The sequence below is a fragment of the Bremerella cremea genome, from assembly GCF_039541315.1.
Lineage (GTDB): Bacteria > Planctomycetota > Planctomycetia > Pirellulales > Pirellulaceae > Bremerella > Bremerella cremea.
The window spans coordinates 590,305-609,227 of sequence record NZ_BAABFZ010000003.1; the positions used below are offsets into that span (position 1 = coordinate 590,305).

The 18,923-nt window shown below is 56.4% G+C and carries 17 protein-coding genes; 12 read left to right on the plus strand and 5 right to left on the minus strand.

Translation table 11 applies throughout. The annotated features are described in order from the left end of the window. Positions 1–192: 192 nt before the first annotated feature. A complete protein-coding gene (locus ABD890_RS04615; RefSeq protein WP_345086348.1) occupies positions 193–693 on the plus strand; it encodes a hypothetical protein in 501 nt (166 codons plus the stop codon). 97 nt (positions 694–790) lie between these two features. Here the strand turns inward: ABD890_RS04615 and ABD890_RS04620 are convergent, their stop codons facing one another. The 4 genes from ABD890_RS04620 to ABD890_RS04635 all read right to left on the minus strand — a co-directional run bounded on the left by ABD890_RS04620 (position 791) and on the right by ABD890_RS04635 (position 6,237). Further along, positions 791–1,378, minus strand: coding sequence for an HdeD family acid-resistance protein (locus ABD890_RS04620; protein WP_345086350.1), 588 nt, complete (start codon positions 1,376–1,378; stop codon positions 791–793). A 402-nt stretch (positions 1,379–1,780) separates the two neighbouring features. Next, positions 1,781–3,937: a methyl-accepting chemotaxis protein gene (locus ABD890_RS04625; RefSeq protein ID WP_345086352.1), complete on the minus strand. Its 2,157-nt coding sequence runs from the start codon at positions 3,935–3,937 to the stop codon at positions 1,781–1,783. Between the two features lie 230 nt (positions 3,938–4,167). Continuing rightward, positions 4,168–4,686, minus strand: a complete 519-nt coding sequence (locus ABD890_RS04630) for a 3'-5' exonuclease (protein ID WP_345086353.1) — start codon at positions 4,684–4,686, stop codon at positions 4,168–4,170. Positions 4,687–4,887: 201 nt separating this feature from the next. Continuing rightward, complete coding sequence (locus tag ABD890_RS04635; protein WP_345086355.1) at positions 4,888–6,237, minus strand: PQQ-binding-like beta-propeller repeat protein; 1,350 nt, start codon at positions 6,235–6,237, stop codon at positions 4,888–4,890. 648 nt (positions 6,238–6,885) lie between these two features. On the opposite strand from ABD890_RS04635, the gene ABD890_RS04640 reads away from it, so the two are divergent. Beyond that, a complete protein-coding gene (locus tag ABD890_RS04640; RefSeq protein WP_345086357.1) occupies positions 6,886–7,332 on the plus strand; it encodes a ferritin-like domain-containing protein in 447 nt (148 codons plus the stop codon). A gap of 90 nt (positions 7,333–7,422) precedes the next feature. Here the strand turns inward: ABD890_RS04640 and ABD890_RS04645 are convergent, their stop codons facing one another. Beyond that, positions 7,423–7,779 (minus strand): hypothetical protein, encoded by a 357-nt coding sequence (locus ABD890_RS04645; RefSeq protein ID WP_345086359.1) that lies wholly within the window; start codon positions 7,777–7,779, stop codon positions 7,423–7,425. A 316-nt stretch (positions 7,780–8,095) separates the two neighbouring features. Between ABD890_RS04645 and rpmF the strand changes: the two genes are divergently transcribed. The 10 genes from rpmF (at position 8,096) to ABD890_RS04695 (ending at position 18,918) form a co-directional block, all read left to right on the plus strand. Then, positions 8,096–8,302, plus strand: coding sequence for a 50S ribosomal protein L32 (rpmF, locus tag ABD890_RS04650; protein ID WP_345086361.1), 207 nt, complete (start codon positions 8,096–8,098; stop codon positions 8,300–8,302). Positions 8,303–8,434: 132 nt separating this feature from the next. Continuing rightward, on the plus strand, positions 8,435–9,343 hold the full coding sequence (fabD, locus tag ABD890_RS04655) for an ACP S-malonyltransferase (protein ID WP_345086363.1): 909 nt from the start codon (positions 8,435–8,437) through the stop codon (positions 9,341–9,343). Positions 9,344–9,400: 57 nt separating this feature from the next. Beyond that, positions 9,401–10,171, plus strand: a complete 771-nt coding sequence (fabG, locus tag ABD890_RS04660) for a 3-oxoacyl-[acyl-carrier-protein] reductase (protein ID WP_345086365.1) — start codon at positions 9,401–9,403, stop codon at positions 10,169–10,171. A 194-nt stretch (positions 10,172–10,365) separates the two neighbouring features. Then, the gene (gene acpP, locus ABD890_RS04665) at positions 10,366–10,626 is read left to right on the plus strand and encodes an acyl carrier protein (protein ID WP_345086367.1); all 261 of its coding nucleotides are present in this window, start codon (positions 10,366–10,368) and stop codon (positions 10,624–10,626) included. 47 nt (positions 10,627–10,673) lie between these two features. Further along, positions 10,674–11,915, plus strand: coding sequence for a beta-ketoacyl-ACP synthase II (fabF, locus tag ABD890_RS04670; protein WP_345086369.1), 1,242 nt, complete (start codon positions 10,674–10,676; stop codon positions 11,913–11,915). A 424-nt stretch (positions 11,916–12,339) separates the two neighbouring features. Next, positions 12,340–13,404 carry a DUF1559 family PulG-like putative transporter gene (locus ABD890_RS04675; RefSeq protein ID WP_345086370.1) on the plus strand — a complete coding sequence of 355 codons (1,065 nt, stop codon included), beginning with the start codon at positions 12,340–12,342 and terminating at the stop codon, positions 13,402–13,404. Positions 13,405–13,652: 248 nt separating this feature from the next. Beyond that, complete coding sequence (locus tag ABD890_RS04680) at positions 13,653–14,075, plus strand: hypothetical protein (protein ID WP_345086373.1); 423 nt, start codon at positions 13,653–13,655, stop codon at positions 14,073–14,075. A 167-nt stretch (positions 14,076–14,242) separates the two neighbouring features. Continuing rightward, positions 14,243–15,835, plus strand: a complete 1,593-nt coding sequence (locus ABD890_RS04685) for a DUF6896 domain-containing protein (RefSeq protein WP_345086375.1) — start codon at positions 14,243–14,245, stop codon at positions 15,833–15,835. A gap of 188 nt (positions 15,836–16,023) precedes the next feature. Further along, positions 16,024–17,550 (plus strand): hypothetical protein, encoded by a 1,527-nt coding sequence (locus tag ABD890_RS04690; protein WP_345086377.1) that lies wholly within the window; start codon positions 16,024–16,026, stop codon positions 17,548–17,550. Between the two features lie 207 nt (positions 17,551–17,757). Next, a complete protein-coding gene (locus ABD890_RS04695; RefSeq protein ID WP_345086379.1) occupies positions 17,758–18,918 on the plus strand; it encodes an Lpg1974 family pore-forming outer membrane protein in 1,161 nt (386 codons plus the stop codon). The last annotated feature ends 5 nt before the right edge of the window (positions 18,919–18,923 follow it).

Sequence of the window (18,923 nt, forward strand, 5' to 3'; positions counted from 1 at the left end):
GCGCCTCGACACTTCGGCTGAATCGCCATAAAGGGCTGTGGCTCCTGGCAGCTTGATCACCGAATGTGGTGGCCGAACTATGGCCACGAGTACAAACTTTGACCAGCCCGGAATTCGCGAAACTATACCGATCTGTCTGTCATCCAACCCGATAACCATTAAGCAACGTCCCTTACTTAAGGAAATCGGAAAATGACAACGCTCACATTGTCTCATGTGATCATCAGCTTGGTAGCCATCGCGGCCGGACTGGTCGCTTTTTATGGAATGACGGTGAATCGGCCGTATCCTCGCTGGACGGCCGTTTTCCTGGTCACGACGATCTTAACCAGCCTGTCCGGTTTCCTGTTTCCCATTACCAAGGTCACGCCAGGCATCGTGTTTGGTGTGCTCAGCCTGATCGCCTTATCCTTGGCGACGGTGGCGTTGTATGCGAAGCACCTGCGAGGCGGCTGGCGAGCCACTTACATCGTGACGGCGATCTTCTCGCTGTACTTGAATGTGGTCGTCTTGATCGTGCAGTCATTTCAGAAGATCCCGGTTTTGCATGCCTTGGCTCCGACGCAAAGCGAACCGGTTTTCCTGGCAGTTCAATTGATCACCCTGGTGGCATTCCTGGGGTTTGGTTACCGGGCGATGGTCCACTTCGCCCAAGAGGCGGCACCAACGAGATTGAACGATCATGCAGCTTGATCGCTCGATTGTCCTAGGTGTCCACAAAAAAACAGCCGCTGCCCCGGGTTCGGGTAGCGGCTGTTTTTCTTTGTCAGTCTTGAAGCCATGAAGCGGCTTAGGCGTGGGCAGCCTTGTCGGAAGAAGCGGCTTCGCTGATCTTGTCTTCGACTTTGTCCAGAATCTGACCGACCGTGGCGGCAACGCTGATCAAAGCAAAGCCGGTGAAGATCAAGTTCACGCCCACCAGCACGCCGATGGCCCATAGGCCCGAGTAAGGCCACTGGGTCAGAATCATCGCGCCCAGAACCCAGGTGATCACACCGCTGAGCAGCATGGCCAACCAACCGGTTGCCGGACGATAGCTGAAGGCGGCGATAATCTTCCAGACACCTTCGGCCAGGAAGTAAGCAGCCAGGAAGAACGTCAGGATGGTCAGGCCCAGAATTGGATGCAGCAGGGCCGAGATACCACCCAGCACCGTCACGATGCCGAGGACCAGTGGCATTAGCTTGTGCGAGAGACCTTCGGCCTGCATGCCGCTGGCGATCTGAGCGATACCGGCGATCAGCATCACCGCGCCCACGATGTAAACGACTGCCGTGCCGGCGATCAATGGCGAACTGACCGAAATCATTCCCATCAGGACCGTCAAAATGCCCATGATGTAGAGCCAGGTTACGTTTGGATGCTTCTTTTCAGCCATGATGTTCTTCCCCCAATTTGTAACTGTTTATTGTGTCGATTGTATCGATCGCAACATTGCGAACACAACGAAAGTTTCGACAGATTCATCCCCGCGACGACCTGCCTGCTTTATCACCGCCCCCATTTGAATGCGGGCGAGCGACCACGCCAGGCGAGTTTTTTCGGGTATCCACGGAAGCTTAGCACCTAAAGCGTGACACCGGGGGGAACCTAACCACGAAGCAGCATTCCGGGTTAAGAATTGGCGATGCTGAGCCTTTTGCGCAAAGATGACCGGCCGCCAACATACGCTAGTGTTTAAATGGCTGAAAAGAAAAGCGGTTCCGATCTGCCTGCTGCGCAAAGCGAGAAAGGAACCGCCTGTTGCCGTCGAGTAAATTAGAGACGCGATACTGGTCACTTAGACCAGCACCGGCTCTTGCGATGGATGCTCTTCCTCGGCCGAATCGTTCGCTTGTCGCGGCTCGTCGGTCGAGTGCTCTTCCCTATGATTCATCTCTTCACGGAGATGCTCGAAATCAGGCTTGACCGCCAGCGGCACCGCATCGGCGAACAACATGCCGTCCATCTTCTCTTTCATGTTGCATGCCAACTCGCTGAGCGCAAGACTCGCATCGTAAGTGTTCATGATGCCATGGACCGAGTCTTCCAACAGACTGTCGATCGATGCCAACTCGCGATTGATAGCGTCGGTTTCTTCCACAGAGCTATCCATGCTCGCTCGGGCTTCTGTCGAGCGACGCACGACACCTTCCACCTCACTGCAAAGCGAGGCGGCACTTCTTCCTTGCTGCGCGGTCAACTCGGCCAGTTCGTTGGTCGTGCCCAGCAGGTTTTCGAACAGTGAAACGACTTGCTTGGTCGACTCGGTCGAAATTCGTGTCGTCTGTTGGATCGCGGCAATTCGCTGCTCGACGGTTTGAATGGCCGACGCGGTCTGGTTGGCCAGGTCTTTCACTTCGGTCGCTACCACCGCAAAGCCTTTGCCTGCCTCGCCGGCCCGGCTCGCTTCAATCGTGGCATTCAAGCTAAGCAGATTGGTTTGCTCTGCGATCTGCTTGATGAGTCCCACCACATCACCAATTTCGGACGCGGCGGTCACCAACCGATCGAAGTTATTCGAATTGTCCGACACGATCTTCGATGCGGACTGGGTCGCCGACGATACCTCGTTGGCATGCTGTGTCGCGTTCTCCATCACGTTGACCAGGTTTTGAATCGACGAGGAAGCGTCGGTCAGCGAATTGGTTACGGAACGAATCGACGACGACGCCTCTTGGATCTTCTCGAACATCCGCGCGACGTCCTTCGTGATCACTTCGCTGCGGTCCCGCGACTTGGTCAGGTCTCGTTTGATCGACTCCGCTTCGGCGGTCAACTGTTCGCCCGAAGCAGCCAATGTTGTCGCACTGCCGGCGCAGATCTTGCCTGCTTCGGTCAGACGTTCGAGCACCTGATTGAAGCTCGTCGCGATCTGCCCCAGTTCATGGTCACCCTCCGGCAATCGCGTATCGAACGATGCCTTTCCGGTCGCAATATCACGAATGGCGTGAACGAGTTTCTTCGTGCCCGATGTGATCGAATGTGTCGAGTAGAGCCCCAGACCGATACCTGCCAGCAGCACAGAACCAGAAATCAGGAGCATCGAGAGAAACTTGAAGAATGCTGAATTAGCGATCTCGGAAGCACGCGTCTTGATTTGGTTGCCTTGCTCCATCTGAATCGCACGATAGTCACCGAGTCGGGCCGTTTGAACTCTCCACCATTCGGACGGATTAATGTGGAATTGATCACTGTCGTTCGAGGCGACTACGATGCCGGAGATCTCGGCGGCTCGCTGGGCATGTTCCGCTTGGGCGGCGTTAGCCAACATCTCGCGTAGCTCGGAAGAGACCAGCGAATCGAAGTGACGCAAGTGCTCTTCCTGGGCACGCTTGAGTTCAGCGATGGTATGCCGCAACTTCTTATCGGCCTTCTTACTTCCCAGTGCCTGAGAGACACGGGCACGTTCGAGGCCGGCGAATTCTTTGGCAAATGCCAGTGACTGGGCAGCGATCAGGATCCGAACTAGTTCGCCATCGGTGACCGATTCAGAACACCGAATCGCCTGGTTCAGGTTCTGATTGATGCAGCCGGTGTACGTCGCCAGGATTGGCGGTGCAGGGGACATGGCATTCACATCAAGCCGAGCCTTCTTCACGTCGTCGACGGCCTGATTGATCCTCGTCGCATCTTCCGCGGTAATTAGTCTATGCCGCTCACCTAACGCCAAGACGTTGGGCAACTCCGCGATTACCTTGTCGGTTAGCAGTCGCTGATCTTTCAGTTCGCTTGAGAACGCCGAGCCCTTGCTGGCCAGGAAGCCAGCGCTCATCCCACGTTCCTTTTGCAGTTCGTGAGTCAGGTCGCCCAAGTAATTGGTGACGTCGACGATCTCTGGCGTGCGACTCGCGCTGACATAGGTATCCCAGTTCCCTTTGACCTGCCACCAGGCGAAGAGAAACAGCGGGAAAATCGTCACGATCAGCAACAATTGCAACTGTCGTCGAATCGTCATGTTCCACCTCATTGAACCGCCCTTTGATGCTCTAGCAAGAGAAAACCTGCCCAAAGGTAGTTCAACCGGAACCGCCCAACCCCTCCTTCAAGGGCATTTACGCCTTGCCGCATGCCGAACATCGGGTCGTTCGGGCTGGGTGGATCGTGTCGTTTTCAAGTGGTCACGATCTGTTCGCTTTCGTGCTACAACCGTCGAGTCTGGCCGTCTGATGACCATCCACTCCGGGTTTATAGACGAATCTTCAATCCCATGTCTGCCTTCATCGCTAACAATGCTTCCGCATTTCCTTTGGCATCGTCAACCGGATGGTGCGTGTGCCGCGTGCGGCGGAGATGTTTGAAGTTCTTAAAGGTATCGTTGACCAACCCCTTGTAGAGCGAACCGAGATTGCTGGAGCTAAATCCAAACGGGTTCTTCTGCAGAAAGTGATGAAAATACCAATTGATAAATTGCCAGTCGAAGCCGTTGTTATCGGAGATGAACATCACGCGGCCGTCGCTCTCTGCCTTGAGCCAGTCGGCGAATTGTTGCATTACTACGGCTGGTTTATCGAAGGCTAATGTTTGCTCGCGTGTGAAGCCAGATACGGCTAGTGCGTCGGGGATCCACCGGTCAGAGATCGGTTTCAGTTGCCCGTAGAAGGTTCGCTTCAGACCTGGCTCGACCAGCACGGCCCCGAAGCAAACCATGGAGTAATCTCCTGGAATCGGCCCATCCGATTCGACGTCTACCATGACGTAACTCATTGCATTCCTCTTTCATGCTTTCTCATATTTCTTTCAAATCATCGTAATGAACGCCGATGCCAAAGGAAATAGCCGCCGGAATGCAATCGCGAACATGGGGCAGGGGAGGGCGCAAAAAAAGATCGACGACGGAATCTCCCGTCGTCGATCTTCGTGGACAATCTCAGGCGTTTGCCGGATGCTAGTTTCGACTTCGAGGCCTTAGTTGGCCGAGATGTCGTAGCACAGCAGTAAGTCGTGATCGCGTATGTATAGCTTGCCATTGGCGATCACGGGGTGAGCCCAAGCAGGCTTGTCGGTGCGATCAGGCTGCTCGAAGCGGCCGAGTTCGACGTACTCTTCTTTGTTCGGCTGAATCAGCACCACGGTACCTTCTTCACTTCGCAGGTAAAGCAGACCATCTGCCATCGCGAGGGCTCCCTTCGGAGCGCGACGTTCACGCCACAGGACATCGCCAGTCTTGAAGTCGAGGCACGACAGAAAACCGCCCCCGTTGCCACCGTTGGCACCATATAAGCAGTCGTCGACGACGATCATGCCGCCGTGATGGTTCTGCATGTTCGAGGTGAAGTAGACTTCTTCGGCGTCGAATGTGCCGTCCGACTTCTTGTTCAACTTCACGGCGCCACCACCATTGCCATAAGCGGAAGCAGCGAAAACGAGACCATCGTGATAGATCGGCGTCGAGCAGTTAATCCCCATGCGGTTAGCTGGTCGATCGTAGGTCCACAAAACGTCACCATCCTCGGCATCGACACCCACCAAAGCCTTGGAGGTAAACTGCACATACTGACGCTTGCCATCGACGTCGAGAGCAATTGCCGATGAGTATGCCGCATCGGGACGCGGGCCACCAGGACCACGGCGACGACCTTCGCGTGGGCCATTTTCTTCACGAAGACGTTCTTCCGCGGCTGGCTGTGGCTCTTCCTCGCTGGTCTTCGATTCCCAGATCGTTTCACCGGTCATCTTATTCAACGCGACGATCGTGGCTCCCTTTCCGCCTGGCGTGAAGATCACCTTGTTGCCATCAACCAGCGGCGACTCGCGATAGCTCCACGGCGGAATCGCACCGTCGTATTCGGTCTTCAGATCGCGTTGCCATACGATCTCGCCATCGGCAACCTTCAAGCAAGCGACGTTACCAGCCATGCCCATGACATACATCAGGTCGCCATCGACGGTTGGCGTGCCGCCGGGACCTTCTTTCGACTGTGGCATCCCTTGCTGATAGGCTGCGCCCAGCTTCGAGATCCACAGTTCTTTGCCAGTCTCTTCCGACAGAGCCCACACAATTTCATCCGAGCCGCGGTTGCTCATGCCGAAGATTCTTCCATCGGCGATCGATGGAGTACTGTCGCCACCACCAAGCTCGGTTACTCGCCAGGCTAGTTTCGGTCCATCGGCCGGCCAGGCCTTCAGCAGCCCCTTTTCCTGAGAGATGGCATCCCGGTGGTTACCTTGCCACTGAGGCCAGTCGTTTGCTTCTACAGTCTTCCAAGAGAGGCCGGCAACCAGCGTGGCACCAACCAGCAACGCAAAACAACGCATCTAAATATCTCGCTTTATTTCGTAACCGTTCGTGGAGGAAAGAACCCCTTCATCCAGGAAACGACATCTGCCGCGCTGCTCGCTTCCTAAAAATCGGATGAATTTTAGGCCACCTGCCCAGGGCGGCGATAGAACGATCCTCCCGATTCCTACCCTATTCCTCTAAATTCGGCCAATCCGAATCGAAGGTCCTGGGAACCCAACCCTGCCTCCCGGCAAGTGTTTCGGACGAAATGAGATCAGGCCGCCGATTGGCCATAAATCCTTGGGGAGGCCTAGGCGTCACCCCAGGTTGTTTCGGCTTGCCGGAGGTCTGCCAGTGGGCACTGTTGAGACCCAATTGCCATAACTGCTGTCTCAACAAGATCGCTTCTTGAGAGTGACTATCTTTTGGCACAAAATGCAAGTAACAGCCACGTATAGGGTTAGTACCCGGTAGATTTTCCCGATACCGGTGGTACCATTCGGAGACAAGTTGAGACTGCACACGATGATGTAGCTACCGCCAACCAGTCGTTCAGGCTCGCGATTTGCACCGTTAATCTCCCCGCAACATACCGTTGCCTATCGGTGATAACGCACCCATCCAAAGAGCAAACAAGACGCTCTTTTTGCCAGAATGAAAAGGACAAGACAATGGATCAGGCAGTGATTGATAAGTTGAACGAAATTCTGAAGCACGAGTGGACCGGCGTGGCTCAGTACTCGCAGGCCGCCTTCGTGGTGACCGGACTTTGGCGAGAAGTCTACAACGAGATCTTCCTGGAAAGCGCCAAGGAATCGTTCGGCCACGCCCGCACCATTGGCCAGAAGATCGCTGCCCTGGGCGGCGTTCCAACGATCGAACGTAATCAGGTCAAGCAAACGGACGACCTCTACGAAATGCTGCAGAACGCCCTGGAATTCGAATCGAAAGCAGTTCAGCTGTACCAAGAAGTGCTGTCGATGGCTGACGGCAAGAATCGCCCGCTGGTGGTTCTGCTGGAAGAAATCTTGCTGGAAGAGCAAGACGGCGTCGACCAGTTCACGATGATCCTGAAGGACCCCGCTGTCGCAGCCCAGGCCAAGGGTGGCAGCGCCACGAAGGCCGGCTAGAAGCCGCTGACCGCACAAGAGAAACGCGCAGGTATTGTTCCGGTGATACCCAGGTAATCCCCAGGCACTTACCGGAACAATACCCGTCTCTTACGCCGATTCCGCATGCCATACACGCAGAGCTGGCGGAGTTGAATTGGTGATGCGGCCCGAAACATACGAGTTTTCTTCCGTACGGGTTACCTTCAGGGTGACCCGTTCGCGTTTTGCGGAAATGATTTCAGGCAAAGCACTTGCGATACCTAGTGCGGTACGCAGGGCAGCGAGCGATTCAGGGGCAACTTGAACGCTGGACTGGGTAAACCAGCCAACGCGTGCACCGCCATAGCTTTGCTGACGAATTTCCACGAATGCCTGACCCTCTCGGTCGGAACAGTTCACGACGAGGGTCCGGTCGCGTTCTCCGGTCGAAATCGTTTCGACCACTTGCTCGGTGGGGTAGGCCATAGATGGTGAGAGTGCTATCGACAAAGTTCAAATTGATATCAAGTCTCAGTTCGCTACCATTTTGCGGAGTTAGGTGTTCGTCGTCAATAAGAAAAATTGTAAATCGCTCAAAGGGCGGGGCTTATTGACGGTTCTAGCGAATGCCAGTATCATTTCGCGTTTCCCCCGGCATATTGTGCCTCCACTAGTGAGGCTTTCCTCGGACTTCTGCTCCTTGGGCCCCAGGATCAACGTTATCCTCTATGGCCTGCGGGGGCACTAAAATGAGGCCAGCAATCGGCTTACGTCGTTGCTATCACCTCTTGGAACCACGGTCATGGCAGTACCTAAGAGAAAACAGTCGAATTCCCGCACCGGCATGCGTCGTGCTCACGATGGCCTGAAGGGCAAGCAGCTCACGCTCTGCCCGAACTGCTTGCACGAACGCCGTGTTCGCGTGGCCCTTCCGACCCATGTTGTGTGCCCAGAATGTGGTCACTACATGGGCCGCAATGTGATTCCTTCGAACGAAGCCGCCGAGTAACACAACCCGGCCTTCCAAACGCTGTAGACCGCTGGGACAATGCGCGAACGGAGTGCAGTAGCTCCGTACGGGCAGACCTCGACCAGCGGTCTGTCGTCTTCGAAGCCGGATCGATAGAAGGACACGCACGCGATGAGCAAGATCGCATTCCTATTTCCTGGACAAGGCGCACAGACCGTCGGAATGGGGAAGTCCCTCTACGACACGTTGCCGGCCGCGAAGGAATACTTCGATCGAGCGAACGAAATCCTTGGCTACGACCTGGCTGCGGTTTGCTTTGAAGGTCCGGCTGAAAAGCTCGATTCGACCGTTCATAGCCAGCCCGCGCTGTTTGTCACCAGCATTGCTGCATTAGCACAACTGCGCGACCAGACGCCAGACGTTCTACTATCGGCCGAAGCGACCGCAGGCCTCAGCCTGGGTGAATACACCGCCATGGTGTTCGCTGGCGTGATGGAATTCGAGGACGCCCTGAAGGTTGTTCAGGTACGTGGCGAAGCGATGCAGGCCGCTTCCGATGCCGTTCCAAGCGGCATGGTGAGCATTCTTGGCCTGGAACAAGATGCCGTCGAAAAGATCTGCGACGAAGCTCGCGAAGATGGCATTCTGCAAATCGCCAACTTGCTTTGCCCAGGCAACATCGTCGTCTCTGGCACCAACGCTGCGTGCGAGCGAGCTGCCGAGATCGCCGAAAAGAGCGGTGCCATGAAGGTCATCCCTTTGGCCGTCGCCGGCGCTTTCCACACCGAGATCATGCGTCCCGCCGTCGAAAAGCTGACCGCCGCTCTGGCGAACGTCACGCTGAGTGCCCCGAAGATCCCGGTCATCTCCAATGTCGACGCCCAGCCGCACGACGATCCAGAAGAGATCCGATCGCTGCTCCAGCAACAGGTCTGCTCGCAGGTCCGCTGGGAACACTCGATGCGATACCTGCTCGATCAAGGCTTCGACGAATTTTACGAAATCGGTGCCGGCAAGGTGCTGCGTGGCCTGATGAAGCGAATCAATCGCAAAGTGGCTTTCACCGGCGTGGAAGCCTAAAGCTCTCTCACCAACTAACCACCCCTCACTGAACCAACTTAGTTAGGCTAGATTCCCATGAGCGACACTGTCTGGAACGCACTCCCTGTTGATTTGAGCGGCAAAGTGGCCGTCGTCACCGGCGCTTCGCAGGGCATTGGTCAGCAGATCGCCATTGGCCTAGGTCTGCGTGGTGCCAAGGTCGCCTGTGTCGCCCGTAGTGTCGACAAGCTGGCCCAGACCGTCGCCACCATCAAGGAAGCAGGCGGTGAAGCCGAAGCCTTCCCTTGCGACGTCACCTCGCGTGAAAGCGTTGAACAGCTGATCGACAAGATCGCGGACGACTGGGGCAAGGTCGACATCCTGGTGAACAACGCTGGCGTGACCCGCGACAACTTGCTTCCTCGCATGACCGACGAAGAATGGGATACGGTCATCAACACGAACCTGCGTGGCATGTTCCTGTTCTCGCGAGCCGCTTCGAAATACATGATGCGAGCTCGCTTCGGCCGTATCATCAACATCAGCAGCGTCTCGGGCATCATGGGCAACCCGGGCCAGACGAACTACTCCGCATCCAAAGCTGGCATGATCGGCTTCACCCGCAGCCTGAGCCGTGAACTGGCAGGCCGTAAGGTGACTATCAACGCCATCTGCCCCGGCTTCATTGAATCGGACATGACCAAGGCCCTGGGCCCGGCAGTCGAAGACGAAGTCAAGAAACGCATTCCAGCCAAACGCATGGGCCAACCAACCGAGATCGCCGATGCGGTCCTGTTCCTGGCCAGCGACCATGCTGCCTACGTCACCGGTCAGGTTCTGACTGTCGACGGCGGTATGACGGGCTAGCAAACCGTGGAAACGCCTTTAGTGACATTGACTTAGACAATGTATTTTCACTAAGAGCGTCTTTCCGGAAATTTAAGATGGATCGGGTGGTGTCCACCTTGACCCGTTTTACTTGGGTCATCTATCTTGTTGAGCTTGAAACTTCATAAAAAATCAACTTAGGTCACCATAGAGGACCGAGCTTATCGGTCTCTTTGCCCCAAAACGGAGGACACGTCGTGTCGGTTGAAGAGCGTGTAATCGAAATTGTTGCGAGCCAGCTTGGTGTCGATAAGGAAAAGGTTTCCCGTGAAAGTTCCTTCGTGAACGACCTGGGTGCCGACTCCTTGGACATGGTCGAACTGGTCATGGAATTGGAAGAAGAATTTGATATCGACATCCCGGAAGATTCCGCGGATAAGATTGAAACCGTCGGCCAGGCGATTGACTACCTGGAAGAAGCCAAGAATTCCTAATTGGCTCATCAAATCCTTCCCGCCAGTACTCTAGCGTTCATAGAATCATGAAGCGTCGTGTTGTCGTTACCGGAATGGGAGTTGTCTCCTCGCTAAGCTGCCAACTGGATCAGTTCTGGTCCAAGTTGATTGCGGGAGAGAGCGGTATCCATGAAATTACTATCCTGGATTCTTCCCGATTCAAGGTAAAATTCGCCGCCGATATTGGTGACTGGGCGCCAGACGAGTACATCGACTCGAAGGAGCAGAAGCGTCTCGATCGCTTCTCGCAATTTGCAATGGTCGCTGGAATCGACGCCGTGAAAAACTCCGGCCTCGATTTCTCACAGGAAGACTCTTACCGCTGCGGCGTGATTCTCGGCTCGGGCGTGGGCGGCATCGCCACCATTGAAGAGCAGACCGAAAAGCTGCTGACCAAGGGTGCCGATCGCGTCTCCCCGATGACGATTCCGCGCCTCATGCTCAATGCCGCCGGTGGTAACCTCTCGATCCGCTATGGACTGCGTGGACCGAACTTCACGGTCGCCACTGCTTGTGCCAGTGCCACCAACGCCTTGGGCGACGCCATCAAAGCAATTCAATACGACGAAGCGGACGTCGTCATCTCGGGCGGTACCGAAGCAGGTATCACGCCGATGGGCATCAGCGCCTTCTCGAACATGAAGGCACTCTCGATGCGTAACGACGATCCAACCCGTGCCAGCCGGCCATTCGATATCGATCGCGATGGTTTTGTGATGGCCGAAGGTGCCGGTGTTGTCGTGCTCGAAGAACTCGAACATGCCAAGGCTCGCGGTGCGAACATTCTGGCCGAAATGGTCGGCTTCGGTTGCAGCGGCGATGGTGGTCATATCACTTCGCCAGATCCTGAAGGCCGCGGTGCTGCTCGTGCGATGCAAAACGCGCTGAACGACGCCAAGCTGGCCCCGGAAATGATCGACTACATCAATGCTCACGGCACCAGCACGCCTCCTGGCGACAAGGCCGAGACCATCGCCGTGAAGACCGTCTTCGGCGACCATGCTTACAAGCTGGCCGTCTCGAGCACCAAGAGCTCGCTCGGCCACTCGCTGGGTGCCAGTGGTGGTATCGAACTGATTGCCTGCGTTAAGGCGATCAACGAAGGCATTATTCCGCCGACCATCAACCTGAAGAACCCAGACCCTGCTTGCGATCTCGACTACACGCCGAACGAAGCGAAGAACCGCAAGGTCTGCTACACGATGAGCAACAGCTTTGGCTTCGGTGGTCACAACGCATGCGTGATCGCCAAGGAATACGCTGAGTAATATTCAGCGTCCTCACAAACCAAACAATTGAAAAGAGGCAGGCCAGTTGGTCTGCCTTTTTTCGTCGACGCCTGGCGGCAATGCTTCTTATCGATCGCTCACCCGCCACTCTCAAAGGCGATTTACCGCTGGCCAACGGCGGATATTCGGTGACGTTTCCCGCTCATGGGCTACGGAAACTACCACCATTCTTAATAGAGCGGTTTTCACGTGAGTCTTCGCAAGCAAACTAAATTTCCCTGTTTATTTTTATCACAGGCCCAGGTGGTGATTTGCATTTTGCACCAGCCAAATTTCTGCTTTCTTGCAAATCATTAGCAGGGCTCTGCTATCCGTTGAGCGGTTAGCAACAGCCATCACAAAATAAGGAGATTGTCGTTTTAATTTGTTCGTTTTACGACTCTGAAGACTAGGATTCCCCATCATGTCCCGTGCGCGACGTTCCGGTTTTACATTAGTTGAACTTCTAGTGGTCATTGCGATCATTGGCGTTCTGATCGCATTGCTGCTGCCAGCTGTGCAACAGGCTCGCGAGGCAGCTCGACGCATGAGTTGCTCCAACAACCTGAAGCAGCTTGGTCTGGCCATGCACAACTTCCACGACACTTATAACGCCTTCCCGGTCGGCACCACCGATGACGACATGAATAACTGGGGCTGGGCCGTTTATCTGCTCCCTTACATCGAGCAGGACAACCTCTACCAGATGATGACGACCCGCGTGGCCGCCAACTCGCCACCGGCATACCTGGTCTACAAGTCGGGCTCGCACATCAATGTCGATACCTACGACAGCACGACCAGCACCACCAATCCAACCGCCGTGGTCAACGCTAACACGGGCGGCACCGTCGCTGGCCAAGGTGGCGCGACGCAGCTGATCCAGGCGTTTGTCTGCCCAAGCGACGTCTTGCCCGAGAAGGAAGACAACGGTTACGCCAAGAGCAACTACCTCGGCTGCATGGGCTCCAACTATGGTGGCACCGCGCCTAACATGCCAAGTGCCTACCCATGGAACACCGGCGTGGAAGGTGGCCAGTCGCCAGGCTCGCTCGGTCGCAACTACTGGGGCGTGTCGCAGAATGGTGTGTTTGGTGCCGACGGCAACAACACCGAAACCTGGATGCGTCGCTTCTCGGACATCACCGACGGTACCAGCAACACGATCGCGATCGGCGAAGTCAGCGTTTCGGAACACGTCACTACCAGCAACGTCACCGACACTCGCTTCCCAATTTGGGCCGGTGCTAACGGTTTCTGCTGTGCGATGCGTCGGCTGGGCGGTGTGCTCCGTATGGCCAACAGCCAGTTCTACATCAACCGTCGATTGGGCGACGCTTCCGACCAAAGCTTCGGAAGCCAACACCCAGGCGGTGCTCAGTTCGTGTTCTGCGATGGCTCGGTCAAGTTCGTTAGCGAAAACATCAACACCGACATCTACAGCTACATGGCTGGTCGTAACGACGGTCAGATTATCGGCGGCTACTAATTGCCGCTGCGGAATCAGGCGCCTGACCGCAACTTCTTTTAAGTCCATTTGGCCGTGGCAAGCTTCGCAAGATCTTGTCACGGCCTATCGCCGACCATCTTCGCCGAAGACCGTCAGCGAACGTTCCCTTCATCGAGCGGTCGTACGCCGCTCGAGCAGGTTTTGTTGCCCTTGGCCGATGCCGCCTCTGCATTAGCCTTGGTCAATTCGTGGTTATTCCTGTTCATCCCGTTGAGAATGTTTGCAAGATGAATCGCATACTTTTATTCCATCTGATTCTGTTCAGTACTATCTCGCTCGTGGGCTGCGGCCCTAGCGGCGCTTTCGATACCGCACCGGTGCATGGCACCGTTACCTTTGACGGCCAACCGGTCACAGAAGGCACCATCGACTTCACTCCGATCGCCGGCGGCGACAGCCAGATGACTGGCAAGCCTGCCGCGGCTCGGATCAACGAAGACGGCACGTTCAGCGCCGGCACCTACGGCGATTCCGACGGCGTCGTTCCGGGCAAGAAGCGGGTTCGCTACAGCGCTCCACTGCCGGAAGATACCCGCGAGAACGCCAACAAAGCTCCGAGCCCATTCACCGGTTTGCAAATCGAACCTAGTGAAATCGACGTTCAAGCTGGCGACAACAAAATCGAATTCTTCTTGAAGAAGTCGAAGTAACTCGATCCGTCGCGTCTCGTCCACCCAAGTCGCCGAGAGCTTCGCACCCAGGTGCGAGGCTCTTGGTGCTTCTTGCCGAACCTTTCCCTGGCAATCGTCACCTTTAATAGTCCGCCTCCGATGCGCTTCGCGGCAAATCCGGTAGCATTCATCATCTGGCCAGCAGTATGCTACAAGCTACCCATGGCAAAGATGTCTTTCCCGTTTGCCCTTACCCCACCATGCACAAGAAGATCCAACGTCTGCTTGCCGCCATCGATCAGGCCAATCAGTCTGAATCGGACGGGGTCGATCTACCGGAACTCCTGACGCGTCTGCCTGATCCTGGGACCTTGCCTTCGCCCTGGGAAGCTTGGGGGCTGATTGTCTTGCTGCGTCATCGTCGCCGGCAGCAGTGGGTGCAAACGATGGTCGAAACCCGCTTGGATGGCAACATCGCGGCAATCGGCCAAATGGGTTCGCTCGGGCACCCGAAAGATCATCCACGACGAGGTAGCCTGCCAGGGATGCCGGAATGGGAATACTTCTTCCATGGCCGTGGCTGCTGTTTGAATCACAAGGTGAACGGCGATGCCATCGACGTCGACTTCCACGATGGCTCGGCGAACTACTTCGACACCTACTTCTTTGAGCACTACCTGAATTCACTCCGCCACGCCGAGCCACCTGAACAACGGCTCCAGCAGTTACATCCTTCACCGGAAGCCGTTTCGTTGTTCTTCGAGAATCTGCGTCGGCTGGGCGTCTTGGTGCCACTGCGGGATGAAAGCACCCATCCGCTGCGTTTGGCCGACGAAGTAGTCGAGTACGAAGACTCGATCGACCAGTTCTGTCAGAAGTGGGCTCGCGACGATCGTTTGATGCTGGCCGCAATCATCGGCGACTGGCTCTCGGCCGATGCGATGGCGGAAGGTGAACCAGCCTTACAAGCGATCACCGGTCCGAAGGCTAAAGCGTGTGTGGATCTACGCCGAAGCGAACTTCGCGCGATGACTAACTTTCGGTCGTCTGATGTCCTGCGAGGCCTGGCCGATCTTGGCGACGCGCAACAGGACATCTCAGCGGCACTCGAAAGAGAACCATCGGGACTCACGTCCGCCGCGATCGATATCATCGCGCAGCAAGACGATCCGCAGTGGTGCCCGGCCGTCTTTGCCCTGACATGTCGTATTCGCCCCGACGGACAGGTCCCGCAGCCTTATATCTGGACGCGAGCTCAGACGTTTTTGCTCCGGCATCAACATAAGATCGACCAGGTCGTTCAGTCGCTGCCTGACTGCGGCGGGACCCAGATCGGAGAAGGGGTGCTGCTCGCGCTCGAGTACGCTCCAGAGCACGCGTTGCCGCTGATTCGCAAAGCACTTCGTTCTTCGATTCCATGCAATCGCACCGATGTCGCCGCGCTGTTGGCGGTGATCAACAAGCCATGGAGCCGGCGAGAACTGCTTGCCTCGCTAGAACACTCGAACGATCAGGCAGTGACCGCCGATGCCCGGGCCGCGTTGCTGGAAACCTGCAACGAAGAAGCAGAGCAGGCCGTCGTCGCTTGGGAGAAACGCAACCCACACGAAAACGAACCGGGCACCTACCTGGAGGTAGAAGGCCGCACCGTTGGGCCCTTCTTTTCAGTCAACGAAGTCATGCTCAAGCAGCGGGGAGAATATGTCCGCCATGCAATGCAAGAGATTCACGATCGCGTGATGAAGGTACGGCACGTGGTTCCCCCAGAACCGAAGTCCTGGTGGAAATTCTGGGGCTGAAACAAACGCGAATGGGCGCAGCGCGCGTTCCTCAGAGGGGTTCGGTTATCCGCCACGCTTCTAGATTCTATTCGCCACGCCGATTTCATTCCGTGTAAGATAGAAGCCCAAGTGTGGCCCGCGCAGAATCTCGTTCTGCGGTCCACATCGATCCTTGCATCCTCATCTGTCCTTCGGGGCCTCAACTTATGATCGTACGTACGACACACCTCACTGCCTGGACGATGGTCTTCGGGTTGCTCGCTTCCCAACCCACGTTCGCGGCCGAACTGGCGCTGCCAGGGCTCAAGCTGACCGAGCCTCAAATCCCCGCGGAAGTGGAAGGGGCGACGCGGAAACTGAACGAACAGATGGGACGCAATGTCGAACCAGCCCAGAACGCCGCCGTGCACCTGGTGCAGTTGTTCGGAGCGGAAGTACTGAAGGACGAACTGCGAGATACCACGCTGCAGATGCTGGGGATCGAATCGTTCGATAAAGATGCGCCGCGGATGATCTACCTCGAGCCGTTCTCGCGAATGAAGCATCGCGAGAACCCAGAGAAGCGTCAGGCCTTTCTCGAGCAACTTGAAACCGACTTCCATATGACCGCCGGCGATCCGTGGAAGTCCGAGGACTTTCCCGCATTGGCTGCCTACTTTGATGCCAATCAGCAGCAGCTCGATCGCCTGGTCGCCATCGCCGACTTGCCGCACTATTACGCGCCAATCCTTTCGGCGGAAAATCCTCCGAGCTTGATGGGTGCTTCTTTCTCGCTCGAATATCGTTTGCCCTACATGTCCCATTGCCTGGCCAAGCGTGCCATGCGATCTCTGGCGACCGGTGACTTTGACTCTGCGGCAAACGACTTGATGGCCGCCCACAAACTGGCCAATCTTCTGGCGAATGGTTCGCCGCTGGATGTTTCGCTGGCGAAGGCTCACTGGGCCGATTCGTTTGCCTTTCGAAGCGAACAATCGATGCTGCGGAGTGGACTGCTTTCGGCCGATCAGGCCAAGCAGTACCTCGCCAGGTTGCAAGAGATGCCACGTCTCCCCAGCGATACCCGGGCCGCCGACATCGGTGAACGCTTAACGATGCATCGCGAGATTGAAATGCTGCGCGACAGCGACGAAGCGTTGTTCGCCTTCTTCGACTGGGATCCGATGGAGCACCAGGCCGATCTCGCCAAGCTGCGTGGTGCCAACATCGATTGGAAGCTCGCCTTCGAACGCACCAATGCGATGCAAGACAAGGTCGTCGTCGTGCTAGGCATGACCGACCCGAAAGCTCAACTGGAAGAAATCCGTCGGCTCGATGCGGAGGCGACCGAGTGGCAAAAAGTGACCGATGCCGATAAGACTTCGCTCTACGATAGCCTGATGGCAAATCGCGAAGCCGCCAGTCGCTGGATTGGGGAAGCAGTCGCGATGGGCTGCCGGGCGAATCTGTGGCAACGCGTCCATACCGACAACCGCGGCTCGGTTCGTCGCGACTTCACGCTGGTAGGTTTCGCCTTGGTGGCCTACCGCCAAGAGCATGGTTCCTATCCAAAGCAGCTTAGCGAACTGACACCGAACCTACTCAAGGAACTGCCCGTCGATCCTCACTCCAACGAGTTGTGGGGCTACAAGCATTTGCCCAATGGCAAGGTGCGACTGATCTCTTGGGGTGCGAACATGGTTCCCAATGTTGGTGACTGGCGAGACGACGACGTTTCGCTGGAACTCGATTAAGCCATCACCGCTAGCAGGGCAGGGCGGTTCGACATGCAAAATAAACCGCCCTCGATCTTTCACTGCAGTCGCAGCACATGACGCGCCGACTTTAACGATTAAAGAGACTTTGCCGGCGGCATTGCCGATCGGAAGTCTCCTGCGAGATCGGTTCTGAACGCCCTCTCGCCGTTGGGTCGAGTCTTGCCGGCCACTGGCTGGTACGTCATGCAGCACACTTCCTCCAAGATGCCTTGGCATCCTGAGATCGCGAACCACCATGCCCAGCTATTTGGCTGCGGACGCTGGTCGCTGCTGCTTGCAATGTTGATCCTGCTGCTCGGTGGCAATCCCGTGCTGGCTCAGACGGACGACGAGATCTTGTGGGACGCGCACGAGTCGCTGGCCTGGCAGGAAGTTGCCTCGATCGCCGACACTGCGCCCGCTCGCACATGGACACCCTTCGCCGAACTGTTGGCATGGAAGCTCACCGAAGGGAGCGCCGAGAACTGGGCCCAAGAGATCACTCCGGTTGGTTCCGGCAGCCTCTTTGGCACAGCGTCGCTCGTCGAAGCCCCCTTCAGTTGGAATGCCGGCCTACGGGTTGGCCTCGAGATCGAACATCCGGCGGAAGAAGTTCAGGCCTCCCTCAGCTACACCTATTTCGGCACGACCGCCAACGCGCAAGCAGCCGGCGTGGTTTACTCCGCGTTCCTGGGGAACTTCTACGCCGACAATCCCGACGGCGCCGCCTTTGGCCCCAACTACCGCAGCGCCGATCTCGACTGGGACGTTCAGTTCCATACGCTTGATCTGGAATTCGGGAAGACCCTCGCCATCAGTCCCGCCTTGGCATTGCGTCCTTACGTAGGGATCAAAGGGGCCGTGATCAGGCAGAATATCGACTCGACCTGGCACGATCCGATCGACTCGTCTTCGCATACCTACCTCTACAGCAGCGCGACCGAAAAACTGAAGCAAGACTTCTGGGGTCTCGGTCCCACGCTGGGGATTCACGCCATCGCTCCGATTTCGATCACACCGTCGCACAGCGTAACCGCCTACTTCAATCCGTCGGCGACGTTAATGTATGGCAACTGGACCTTCAGCGATGTCTTTCAAACCGATGGGCTGACGTCGACGACGATCCTCACTCCCTCAACGATTGCGATCAACTCGGAAGACATCCACGGTGCCGCTACGATGCTGCGGCTCGCTTGTGGTCTGCAGTGGGAACAGCCAGGGCGTCGTGTGACGACTCGCTTGCGACTGGGTTACGAAGCCCAGGTCTGGCTGAATCAAATGCAGTTCTATTCGTACAACATGGGCCGCCTTAACAACCTGATGTCGGTTCAAGGTGGCCTTTTGGAAATTGGCTTGAGCTTTTAATCGCT

Bases quoted from the DNA above. Each gene is read 5' to 3' on its own strand.
- ABD890_RS04630 (WP_345086353.1), bottom strand. From the start codon at position 4,686: ATGAGTTACGTCATGGTAGACGTCGAATCGGATGGGCCGATTCCAGGA.
- ABD890_RS04680 (WP_345086373.1), top strand. From the start codon at position 13,653: ATGAATCGCATACTTTTATTCCATCTGATTCTGTTCAGTACTATCTCG.
- fabF (WP_345086369.1), top strand. From the start codon at position 10,674: ATGAAGCGTCGTGTTGTCGTTACCGGAATGGGAGTTGTCTCCTCGCTA.
- ABD890_RS04625 (WP_345086352.1), bottom strand. From the start codon at position 3,937: ATGACGATTCGACGACAGTTGCAATTGTTGCTGATCGTGACGATTTTC.
- ABD890_RS04675 (WP_345086370.1), top strand. From the start codon at position 12,340: ATGTCCCGTGCGCGACGTTCCGGTTTTACATTAGTTGAACTTCTAGTG.
- fabD (WP_345086363.1), top strand. From the start codon at position 8,435: ATGAGCAAGATCGCATTCCTATTTCCTGGACAAGGCGCACAGACCGTC.
- ABD890_RS04635 (WP_345086355.1), bottom strand. From the start codon at position 6,237: ATGCGTTGTTTTGCGTTGCTGGTTGGTGCCACGCTGGTTGCCGGCCTC.
- ABD890_RS04615 (WP_345086348.1), top strand. From the start codon at position 193: ATGACAACGCTCACATTGTCTCATGTGATCATCAGCTTGGTAGCCATC.
- fabG (WP_345086365.1), top strand. From the start codon at position 9,401: ATGAGCGACACTGTCTGGAACGCACTCCCTGTTGATTTGAGCGGCAAA.
- ABD890_RS04685 (WP_345086375.1), top strand. From the start codon at position 14,243: ATGCTACAAGCTACCCATGGCAAAGATGTCTTTCCCGTTTGCCCTTAC.
- rpmF (WP_345086361.1), top strand. From the start codon at position 8,096: ATGGCAGTACCTAAGAGAAAACAGTCGAATTCCCGCACCGGCATGCGT.
- ABD890_RS04645 (WP_345086359.1), bottom strand. From the start codon at position 7,779: ATGGCCTACCCCACCGAGCAAGTGGTCGAAACGATTTCGACCGGAGAA.
- ABD890_RS04695 (WP_345086379.1), top strand. From the start codon at position 17,758: ATGCAGCACACTTCCTCCAAGATGCCTTGGCATCCTGAGATCGCGAAC.
- ABD890_RS04690 (WP_345086377.1), top strand. From the start codon at position 16,024: ATGATCGTACGTACGACACACCTCACTGCCTGGACGATGGTCTTCGGG.
- ABD890_RS04620 (WP_345086350.1), bottom strand. From the start codon at position 1,378: ATGGCTGAAAAGAAGCATCCAAACGTAACCTGGCTCTACATCATGGGC.